Source organism: Micromonospora craterilacus (assembly GCF_003236315.1).
GTDB lineage: Bacteria > Actinomycetota > Actinomycetes > Mycobacteriales > Micromonosporaceae > Micromonospora > Micromonospora craterilacus.
The window spans coordinates 1-10,165 of record NZ_POTY01000246.1 but is presented as its reverse complement, the minus strand read 5'-3'; the positions used below and the strand labels follow the sequence as shown (position 1 = coordinate 10,165).

At 71.0% G+C, this 10,165-nt stretch carries 10 protein-coding genes; 9 read left to right on the top strand and 1 reads right to left on the bottom strand.

The genetic code is table 11. The features are described from left to right. Positions 1 to 112 precede the first annotated feature (112 nt). The 9 genes from arc to C1I95_RS27895 all read left to right on the top strand — a co-directional run bounded on the left by arc (position 113) and on the right by C1I95_RS27895 (position 9,131). Positions 113 to 1,894, top strand: coding sequence for a proteasome ATPase (gene arc / locus C1I95_RS27935; RefSeq protein ID WP_111218211.1), 1,782 nt, complete (start codon positions 113 to 115; stop codon positions 1,892 to 1,894). A 129-nt stretch (positions 1,895 to 2,023) separates the two neighbouring features. Continuing rightward, positions 2,024 to 4,003 carry a hypothetical protein gene (locus C1I95_RS27930; protein WP_111218209.1) on the top strand — a complete coding sequence of 660 codons (1,980 nt, stop codon included), beginning with the start codon at positions 2,024 to 2,026 and terminating at the stop codon, positions 4,001 to 4,003. A 110-nt stretch (positions 4,004 to 4,113) separates the two neighbouring features. After that, positions 4,114 to 5,631 (top strand): depupylase/deamidase Dop, encoded by a 1,518-nt coding sequence (gene dop / locus C1I95_RS27925; RefSeq protein WP_111218206.1) that lies wholly within the window; start codon positions 4,114 to 4,116, stop codon positions 5,629 to 5,631. A gap of 140 nt (positions 5,632 to 5,771) precedes the next feature. Further along, complete coding sequence (locus C1I95_RS27920) at positions 5,772 to 5,987, top strand: ubiquitin-like protein Pup (protein WP_111218203.1); 216 nt, start codon at positions 5,772 to 5,774, stop codon at positions 5,985 to 5,987. 5 nt (positions 5,988 to 5,992) lie between these two features. After that, a complete protein-coding gene (locus C1I95_RS27915) occupies positions 5,993 to 6,289 on the top strand; it encodes an endonuclease VII domain-containing protein (RefSeq protein ID WP_325048869.1) in 297 nt (98 codons plus the stop codon). After that, the gene (gene prcB / locus C1I95_RS27910) at positions 6,208 to 7,047 is read left to right on the top strand and encodes a proteasome subunit beta (RefSeq protein ID WP_199523937.1); all 840 of its coding nucleotides are present in this window, start codon (positions 6,208 to 6,210) and stop codon (positions 7,045 to 7,047) included. The genes C1I95_RS27915 and prcB overlap by 82 nt, the downstream gene beginning before the upstream one ends. Positions 7,048 to 7,108: 61 nt before the next feature. Beyond that, entirely contained in the window at positions 7,109 to 7,942 is an 834-nt protein-coding gene (gene prcA, locus C1I95_RS27905) for a proteasome subunit alpha (protein WP_111218199.1), read from the top strand. 186 nt (positions 7,943 to 8,128) lie between these two features. Continuing rightward, a complete protein-coding gene (locus C1I95_RS27900) occupies positions 8,129 to 8,548 on the top strand; it encodes a hypothetical protein (RefSeq protein ID WP_111218196.1) in 420 nt (139 codons plus the stop codon). 10 nt (positions 8,549 to 8,558) lie between these two features. Continuing rightward, positions 8,559 to 9,131, top strand: coding sequence for a TetR/AcrR family transcriptional regulator (locus C1I95_RS27895; RefSeq protein WP_111218194.1), 573 nt, complete (start codon positions 8,559 to 8,561; stop codon positions 9,129 to 9,131). 12 nt (positions 9,132 to 9,143) lie between these two features. On the opposite strand, the gene C1I95_RS27890 is transcribed toward C1I95_RS27895, so the two are convergent. Next, positions 9,144 to 10,165: glycosyltransferase family 2 protein (locus C1I95_RS27890; protein WP_199523936.1), on the bottom strand; the 1,022-nt coding region annotated here is incomplete at its 5' end.

The following is a 10,165-nucleotide window of genomic DNA, read 5'->3' as shown; positions in this document are numbered from 1 at the left end:
GGCCCACCCTTGGCGATCAAGCTTCGGTGACGGGCGCGTTGCGGAGGACCGAATCGGGCTCATAGCGGCTAGTGTTAGGTCAGAACGTTCGAGCCCCCCGGGGAGGTGGGACGTGGCACGCAGCGACGACGCGGACTCGCGCGCCGCACGGTGGGAGAAGGAGGCCCACGATCTCTCCACGCAGGTCGCGTTTCTTCAAGAGGAACTCGCCCTGGTGCGGCGCAAGTTGACCGAAAGCCCCCGACACGTCCGGCAGCTCGAAGAGCGGCTGGCCGCCACCCAGGCGCAGTTGGCGCGGCTGACCGAGAACAACGAACGGCTCGTGAGCACCCTGAAGGAAGCTCGCGCGCAGATCGTGACGCTCAAGGAGGAGATCGACCGTCTCGCCCAGCCCCCCAGTGGCTACGGCGTCTTCCTGGCCCGGCACGACGACGGCACCGTCGACGTCTTCACCGGCGGACGCAAGCTGCGGGTGGCCGTCTCCCCCTCGCTGGACGTGGGCGAGCTGCGGCGTGGCCAGGAGGTCCTGCTCAACGACGCGCTCAACATCGTCGACGCGTTCGGCTACGAGCGGGTCGGCGAGGTGGTCATGCTCAAGGAGGTGCTGGCGGGCCCCGACGGTGCCCCGGGTGACCGGGCGCTGGTGGTCTCGCACTCCGACGAGGAGCGGATCGTGCACCTGGCCGAGACCCTGATCGGCAGCGCGATCCGGGCCGGCGACTCGCTCATGATCGAACCGCGGTCGGCGTACGCGTACGAGCGGATTCCCAAGAGCGAGGTCGAGGAGCTGGTCCTGGAGGAGGTGCCGGACGTCGGCTACACCGACATCGGCGGCCTCCACTCGCAGATCGAGCAGATCCGGGACGCGGTGGAACTGCCGTTCCTGCACGCCGACCTGTTCCGGGAGCACCAGCTGCGCCCGCCGAAGGGCATCCTGCTCTACGGCCCGCCCGGTTGCGGCAAGACGCTGATCGCCAAGGCGGTCGCCAACTCGCTGGCGAAGAAGATCGCCGAGCGGCGGGGCGAGGAGAAGCACACCAGCTTCTTCCTCAACATCAAGGGCCCCGAGCTGCTCAACAAGTACGTCGGCGAGACCGAGCGGCACATCCGGCTGATCTTCCAGCGGGCTCGGGAGAAGGCCGGCGAGGGCACCCCGGTCATCGTCTTCTTCGACGAGATGGACTCGGTCTTCCGTACCCGTGGCTCCGGTGTCTCCTCCGACGTGGAGAACACCATCGTTCCGCAGCTGCTCAGCGAGATCGACGGCGTGGAGGGGCTGGAGAACGTCATCGTCATCGGCGCCTCCAACCGGGAGGACATGATCGACCCGGCCATCCTGCGGCCGGGACGACTGGATGTGAAGATCAAGATCGAGCGTCCGGACGCCGAGGCGGCCAAGGACATCTTCTCCAAGTACATCCTCGCCGGGCTGCCGCTGCACCCCGACGACCTGACCGAGCACGGCGGCAGCGCCGATGCCACGGTCGCCGCCATGATCGACGCGGTGGTGCTCCGGATGTACTCGGAGACCGAGGAGAACCGCTTCCTGGAGGTCACCTACGCCAACGGTGACAAGGAGGTCCTCTACTTCAAGGACTTCAACTCCGGCGCGATGATCCAGAACATCGTCGACCGGGGCAAGAAGATGGCCATCAAGGAGTTCCTCACCTCCGGCCGCAAGGGGCTGCGCCTGCAGCACCTGCTCGACGCCTGCGTCGACGAGTTCCGCGAGAACGAGGACCTGCCCAACACCACCAACCCGGACGACTGGGCCCGCATCTCCGGCAAGAAGGGCGAGCGGATCGTCTACATCCGCACGCTCGTCTCCGGCGGCAAGGGCGCCGAGGCCGGCCGCTCCATCGAGACCGCCAGCAACACCGGCCAGTATCTCTGACCGGACGCGCCATCAGGGCCCGTGACGCGATGCGTCACGGGCCCTGCGCGTACACTCCACAGTGGCACGCGAGGGCCGGTCTCTGCCGGTGACTGCGGCCTTTCCGCCTATTTCGCCCAAGGATCCCGCGTGCCCGTCGAGCAGAGCGCAGTCGCGCCGCCGGTCACCTCGACCCCGACCGCCAGCCCCGCCCCGCCGGAGCACCGACCTCGGTGGATCGTCGCGTTGGCCGGGCTGGCCGCGGCCTGGCTCCTGCCGCTCGCCGCGGTCGCCGCCGACGCCCGCTGGCTGCTTCCCCCGCTGGTGCTGCTCGCCACCGCCAGCCTGCTGCGCGGCGGCCGCACCCTGCTGGACCGCCTGCTGCTCGCCACCGTCCTGCTGGTCGGCCTCACCACCGCCGCCGGTCTGCTCTTCGCCGTCTGGCCCTGGGGGATGGCGCCGGTCCCGGTCACCGGCACCGCCCTCACCACCCTCGTGCTGGCCGCCCTGGCCACCGGTCGACGCCCCGCCCTGCCGCGCCCGGCCTGGACCGACCTGTTTCCCGTCCTGGGCACCGCCGCGCTCGTCGGGTACCTCGCCCAGCCTCTGCTGCGCGCCGGCGACCTCGCCGGCCGGCTCACCATCCTCACCCGCGGCGAGGATTACCTGCGCCACCTCAGCCTGGTCGACGTCATCGGCCGGCACGGCGGCTACGTCTTCCTCGATTCGGCCGCCGTCCGCGACCAGTTGCTCTCCCTGCTGGTTCACTACCCGCAGGGTTGGCACCTGCTGGTCGCCCTGCTCGACGGCCACCTCACCCCGGCCGGCACCGCGCCGGGCGGCGCCGACGCGGTGCAGCCCTTCCTCTGGTGGAACATCGCCGGCTTCGGGCTGTTCGTGCTCACCCTGCTCTGGGCCGCCCAGCGCCTGCCCGGCCCGCTGCATCCGCTGAGCCGGGCGGTGCTCACCGTCGTCGTCGGTGCCCTCGTTCTCGGCAGCCAGCTGCCCCGGCTGCTGTGGTCCGGCTACCCCACCGAGACGATCGGGCTGGCCCTCACCGTCGTGCTCGCCGCCATCGTCGCCCGGCCGCTCCCCGCACCCCGAGAACACCTCGTGCTGCTCGGCGTCCTGCTCGTCGGCATCGGCTACACCTACTACCTCTTCCTGCCCGCCGCAGTCGTCCTCGTGCTCGGTGCGCTGCTGGTGCACCGGCGCGCGGTGGTCCGGGCCCGCCGCACCGCGCTGGCCGTCGGACTGGCCACCGTCGCCCTCGCCCCGGTGCCGATCCTGCTCGGCGTGTTCCGCGCCAACCAGACCGAGGCGCTCACCGCCACCGTCGGGCCGGACCTCACCGAGACCTGGCTCGCCCTCGGCGGCCTCGGCGCCCTCGTCGTACCGGCCCTGCTCTGGCACGCCGTACGCATCGGCCGCCGTGACCCCGCCTGGCGACGCTGGCTGTTCGTCCTACTGGTCAGCGGGATTCTCACCGCGGCCGTCGGGCAGGCCAGCGTCGGCCTCGGCGGTGAACTCGGCTACTACTTCAACAAGGCCGGCCACCTCACCACCGTGCTGCTCATCGTGGGCACCGGCGCCGTGGTGCGGCTGCTGCCCGTGCCACGTCGTGGCCGTCCGATCCGTAGCCTCACGGCCGGCCTCACCGCCGTGACCGTGGCCGCCGCCGTCGTGCTGTTCGGCGGCGTCACCGGCTGGCACCGCAGCCTGCTCGTCGTCGGACCGCAGACCTGGGCGCAGCGCTGGGTGCACCAGCAGGTCGACCACCCCAACCGGGCGGCCGTGGTGTGCGATCAGGTCAACCGCGCCTATCCGGCCGTCGACGGGGTCACCACGCTGGTCCTCGACTACGCCAGCACCTACCGCTCCTACCTGGAGAACATCTGCGTCTCGACGTTGCAGGGCACCACCGCACAGACCGAGGCCGCCATCTACGGACTGGTCTTCGCCGAGCCGGGTCGGACCTGGCAGATGCTGCACGCGGTGCCCGGCGAGATCCGGCTGGTCGTCGTCGATCCCGCCGCACGCAGCCGGGTCAAGAAACTGCTGCCCTCGACCCCGGAAGTGCGCGACCGGGTCACCATCGAGACCATGTTCGTCGACCAGCCGCGAGACTGACCGGCGCGACCCGCCAGCTCCGACCGCACCGCCACGCCCCCTGTAGGCCCGACCGCCGACTACGCTCGACATGACGGGGGACCGGTCGGGCAAGCGAAGCGGGTAGGTCGATGAGCGTAAGACGGATCATGGGCACCGAGGTCGAGTACGGCATCTCCGTGCCCGGCCAGGCCGGGGCCAACCCGATGGTCACCTCCTCCCAGGTGGTGAACGCCTACGGCGCCCGCCCGGAACTGAACCGGGGAGGTCGGGCGCGCTGGGACTACGAGGAGGAGTCGCCACTGCGGGACGCCCGAGGCTTCACCTACTCCGGTGCCGCGTACGACCCGGCCGAGGCGCTCGCCGACGAGGATCTCGGGCTGGCCAACGTGATCCTCACCAACGGGGCACGGCTCTACGTCGACCACGCCCACCCCGAATACTCCACCCCGGAGGTGACCAACCCGCGTGACCTAGTCCGCTGGGACAAGGCGGGGGAGCGGGTGATGGCGGAGGCGGCGCGGCGGGCCGCCACCATTCCCGGCACGGCACCGATCCACCTCTACAAGAACAACACCGACAACAAGGGTGCCAGCTACGGCGCGCACGAGAACTACCTGATGCGCCGGCAGACGCCGTTCGCCGACATCGTGGCGTACCTGACCCCGTTCTTCGTGACCCGGCAGATCGTCTGCGGCGCCGGGCGGGTCGGCATTGGCCAGGACGGCGGCCAGAGCGGCTTCCAGATCTCTCAGCGGGCCGACTTCTTCGAGGTCGAGGTCGGTCTGGAGACCACCCTCAAGCGGCCGATCATCAACACCCGCGACGAGCCGCACGCCGACGCGGACAAGTACCGCCGGCTGCACGTCATCATCGGCGACGCCAACCTGTCGGAGATCTCCACCTATCTGAAGGTGGGTGTCACCGCACTGATCCTCACCATGATCGAGGCGAAGGCGCTCGGCTCTGACCTCGGTATCGCCGACCCGGTCGGCGAGCTGCGTGCGGTCAGCCACGACCCGTCCCTGACCCACCGGATGCGGCTGCGCGACGGGCGGCGGTTGACCGCGCTGGACGTGCAGTGGGCGTACCTGGAACGGGTGCGGGCGTTCGTGGACGATCGCTACGGCAGCGACGTCGACGAGCAGACCGCCGACGTGCTGGACCGCTGGGAGGCCGTGTTGGACCGGCTCGGGCGCGACGTCATGCTCTGCGCCGACGAGCTGGACTGGGTGGCCAAGCTGCGGCTGCTGGAGGGCTACCGGGACCGGGAGAAGCTCGGCTGGGGCTCGCACAAGCTCCAGCTGGTCGACCTTCAGTACTCCGACGTACGCCCGGAGAAGGGCCTCTACCACCGGCTGGTCTCCCGCGGCGCGATGAAGACGCTGCTGCCCGACGACGAGACGCGTACCGCGATGACCGAGCCGCCCGAGGACACCCGTGCCTACTTCCGGGGCCGCTGTCTGGCGCAGTACGCCTCCGAGGTGGTCGCCGCCAGCTGGGACTCGGTCATCTTCGACGTCGGCCGTGAGTCGCTGGTGCGGGTGCCGATGATGGAGCCCGAGCGCGGCACCAAGCGGCACGTCGGGGTGCTGTTCGACCGCTGTGCCAGCGCCAAGGATCTGCTGGAGACGCTGACCGGCGGCTGAGCCGGCGGTCGGGCACCGCCCGGCAGGTGACCCGTGCCGAAAGCTGCCGCCGCGCGCCGGTCCTGGTACCGGCGCGCGGCGGGCGATTCGTCGCTCCCGCGAGGTAAGTTCATCGCAGGGAGATCGTGGAGGAGGCAACAGTGGCCACTCGTGACAGCGGCGGTCAGTCGCAGACGGGCAAGTCCCGCCAGGGCGAGGAGATCGAGGACGTCACCGTCGAGGCGAACCCGGAGGTCGCCGAGCGGCACGCCGAGATCACCGAGGACGTGGACGATCTGCTCGACGAGATCGACTCCGTCCTGGAGGAGAACGCCGAAGAGTTCGTGAGGGGATACGTCCAGAAGGGCGGCGAATAGGGCATATGTTCGTTTCACCCCTTGAGGGTGGACGCGGCATGCCCGCAGTGCCAGCACGCACTGCCGCCACCGGTGACCTCGATCCGGAACAAGTGGACCACGATCATCGCACCGGGTGGGTGCGCGGGATAATCTGCTTCAACTGCAACGGTGGTCTTGGCCAGTTCCGTGACAGTCCAACGAGGCTGGCCAGGGCCATCACGTACCTGAGAGGAACCACGTGGCAGCGGGTTTTGATCCATCCGGGCGTCTACCAGATGTGTTCACCAACGCGGGGACGTCCTCCTTCACCTCGTTCCTGAGCAAGGTGGCCCCCGAGATGCTGCCCGGCCGACGGCCGCTGCCTCCGGGCCTGGCCGCCGACCTGGCCCCGCACGCCACCACGATCGTGGCCATCTCCACCGCTGGCGGCGTGGTGATGGCCGGCGACCGGCGGGCCACCATGGGCAACCTGATCGCCCAGCGGGACATCGAGAAGGTGCACCCGGCCGATGCGTACTCGCTGGTGGGCATCGCCGGCACCGCCGGCATCGGCATCGAGCTGATGCGACTGTTCCAGGTGGAGCTGGAGCACTACGAGAAGATCGAGGGCGCCATGCTCTCCCTCGACGCCAAGGCCAACCGGCTCGCCGCGATGGTGCGGGGCAACCTCGGCGCGGCGATGCAGGGGTTGGCCGTGATCCCGCTGTTCGCCGGCTTCGACCTCGCCGCGAAGGACCCGGCGCGGGCCGGGCGGATCTTCAGCTTCGACGTCACCGGTGGCCCGTACGAGGAGACCGGCTACGACGCGATCGGCTCTGGCTCGCTGTTCGCCAAGTCGGCGCTGAAGAAGCGGTTCCGGGCCGGGCTGTCCGTCGACGACGCGGTGCGGCTGGCGGTGGAGGCGCTCTACGACGCCGCCGACGACGACACCGCGACCGGTGGGCCCGACCTGAGCCGGCGGATCTTCCCGGTGGTGATGACCGCGACGGCGGAGGGGACGTACCGGCTGACCGACGCGGAGACGGCCGCGATCGGCGAGAGCGTGGTCGCCGGCCGGATGGAGAACCCGGGCGGCTGAGCCGCCCCGCCCGCACCTGACCACAGTTCCCCAGCACAGCGCCCAAAGGAGAGCCGCCGCCGTGGCCATGCAGTTCTACGCCTCGCCCGAACAGATCATGCGCGACCGTTCCGAGATGGCCCGCAAGGGCATCGCCCGGGGGCGCAGCGCGGTGGTCCTGAGCTACGCCGGCGGGGTCCTCTTCGTCGCGGAGAACCTCTCCAGCACCCTGCACAAGGTCAGCGAGATCTACGACCGGATCGGCTTCGCCGCGGTCGGCCGGTACAACGAGTTCGAGAACCTGCGCCGGGCCGGGGTGCGGATGGCCGACCTGAACGGCCTGAGCTACGACCGGCGGGACGTCACCGGTCTGGCGTTGGCCAACGCGTTCGCGCAGACCCTCGGCGCCATCTTCACCGAGCAGTCGAAGCCGTTCGAGGTGGAGATCTGCGTGGCCGAGGTGGGTGCGACGCCCGAGGACGACGCGCTGTACCGCCTCACCTACGACGGGTCGGTCAACGACGAGCCGGGCCGGATGGCGATGGGTGGCCAGGCCGACGCCATCGCCGGGGTGCTCAAGTCGCACCACCGGCCGGACATGTCACTCGGTGAGGCGGTGAGGGTGGCGGTGCAGGCGCTGGGCAGTGTCGGCGGGGAGGGCGGTGCCGCCCGGACGATCGCCGCCAATCAGTTGGAGGTGGCGATCCTGGACCGCAGCCGGGTGGGTCGTACCTTCCGGCGGATCACCGGGGCGGCACTGACCGCGCTGCTCGACGGCGGCGCGGCGGGTGAGGCGGAGGCGGAGGGCGACCGGGCGAAGACCCCGACCACGCCGACCGAGGAGGCGCACAAGCCGGCCACCTCGGCCGGCTCCGCCGACCTGGAGGACAAGCCGGGCGACAAGCCCGAGGCCTGACCTCCCCGCCGTCCGGGTTCGACGGTCCGGGAGCCATCCGGCGCCCGACAGCTGCTGCTGTCGGGCGCCGCGTCTTTCTCCGCCGGCTGCGACCTTCGCCACTGTCGAGGCGTGGCACTTGCCGGCTAACGTCGTTAGCCGTTGAATAGAGGCTAACGGCGTTAGCCGCGAGAGGATGGTCCCAAGATGAGCAGTGCGACAGTTGCCGACACCGGCCAGGCGGCCGCGTCCTCGGCGGCAGGGCGGATCGGGCGGGTACTGATGTGGGTGGCCGCCGCCAGCGCCGCCGTAGCCGCGGCGAGCGCCGCCGGCATGGTGGTCGAGTCCGAAGCCGCGGTACGGGTGGTCGAGACCTGGCGGGCGTACGGGCTGGTGGTCTTCGCCGGGCTGTTCGCCCTGCTCGCCTGGCGTCCGCAGGCATACCGGGGGGTGTGGGAGCTGGTGATTTTCCACAAGCTGGCGTTGACGCTCACCGCGGTCGGGTACGCCGTGGCCGGGGACGTGCCGGGCACCGGCCAGATCCTGGTCTGGGACGGTGGCCTGTCGGTGCTGCTGGTCGTGGCGTACCTGCTCTGCCGCGGTTGGCGATCCGGAGCGCGAGGGTAGCGAGGGTGACGTGAGTCGGCGCGAGCAGATCATCGACGTGGCGCAGCGGCTGCTGGAGGCCGAGGGGCCGGAGAGCCTCACCATGCGCCGACTCGCCGACGAACTCGGGATCCAGGCCCCGTCGTTGTACAAGCACGTGTCGGGCAAGCCGGAGATCGAGGCGGCGCTGCAACAACGCGCGCTCCGGCGGCTCGCCGAGGCGCTGGCCCGGACGAGCGACCTGGCCACGCTGGCGGCGGTGTACCGGCGGTGGGCGTTGGCGCATCCCCGGCTCTACGAGCTCAGCACCCGGCAGCCCCTCGCGCGGGACCGGCTGGAGCCGGGCGTCGAGACGGAGGCCGCCGCCGCCCTCCTCCGGCTGACGGCCGGAGACCTGCCCACCGCGCGGGCGATCTGGGGCATGGCACATGGCCTGGTCGACCTCGAACTCGCCGGCCGGTTCCCGCCCGGTGCCGACCTGGACGCGGTGTGGGAGCGGGCCGTCGCCACCTTCGCCACGGCGTCGGCCACCCGGGCCCGGCACGCCTCGGGCGTGGGAGGCCGCACCGGCCCGGGTGCGCCCGGAGGCCGGGCGAGCGGGTAGCGCGACGGCCGGTCAGCGGTGCGCCAGCAGCGGCCGGACCAGGGCCCACCAACCGGCGGCGACGGCGTTGAACACGCCCATGCCGGGGGGTGTGTCCACGTTCGACGGGGCCACCCGGGCGGTCATCAGTTGGGCGAGGGCGCCGTCGCCGACGGTGCGTTCGGCCTGCAACCGCCGGCGGCGGGCCCGTACCCAGCCCCGGTTGCGCCACAGCCAGGCCCAGCCGCGCGCCTTCTGCCGCCCCCAGCCGCCGGCCAGCGCGGCGGCGAGCATGGCGGCCTCGGTGAGCAGCAGCATCGGCGCCAGCAGCGCCAGCGTCCGGCCCTGATACGCGGTGAGCAGGGTGATCAGGCGATTGCGCTCGACCAGGTAGAGCTTGAGGTCGTTGCGGGAGAACTCGTAGTGGTGGCGCACCACGGCGTCCGGCACGTACGCCAGCCGTAGCGCGCGTTGCCACAACCGCAGGCTGAGCTCGGTGTCCTCGTGGTAGGCGAAGTATTCGGCCGGGAAGCCGCCGAGTTCCGTCCAGCGCTGCCGGCTGATCACGAAACAGCAACCGCTCAGCGACGGCACGTCGGTGCGCAGGGCGTGGGCGCTGGCCGGCTCGCCGTTGCCGCCGGCCCAGGACAGGCCGGTGAAATGCAGCGGGTTGCCGGATGTGTTGATCAGGTTCGAGTCGTGGGCGAGCCGGATGGAGGCCATCGCGGCGCCGACGCCCGGTTCGGCGGCCACCGCGACGACCTTCGCGAGGGCGTCGGGGGCCACGATCGCGTCGGAGTTGACGAAGGCCAGCCAGTCGCCGGTGGCCTCGGTGGCGCCGAGGTTGCAGCCGCCGGAGTAGCCGGTGTTCTCCTCCGGCCGGATCACCCGTACGCCGGGCAGGCCCTTGACCACGTCGATGCCGTCGCCGGTGCAGCCGTTGTCGACCACGACCAGTTCGATGTCGACGCCGGTGCTGGCCAGCACGGCCTGCGCGGCGTCGACCAGCCAGGGCTCGGTGCCGTAGGCGAGCATGACCGCGGTCAGGCGTGGGC

Coding starts and splice junctions, on each gene's coding strand:
- dop (WP_111218206.1), top strand. CDS start 4,114: ATGAGCGTAAGACGGATCATGGGCACCGAGGTCGAGTACGGCATCTCC.
- C1I95_RS27915 (WP_325048869.1), top strand. CDS start 5,993: ATGTTCGTTTCACCCCTTGAGGGTGGACGCGGCATGCCCGCAGTGCCA.
- C1I95_RS27900 (WP_111218196.1), top strand. CDS start 8,129: ATGAGCAGTGCGACAGTTGCCGACACCGGCCAGGCGGCCGCGTCCTCG.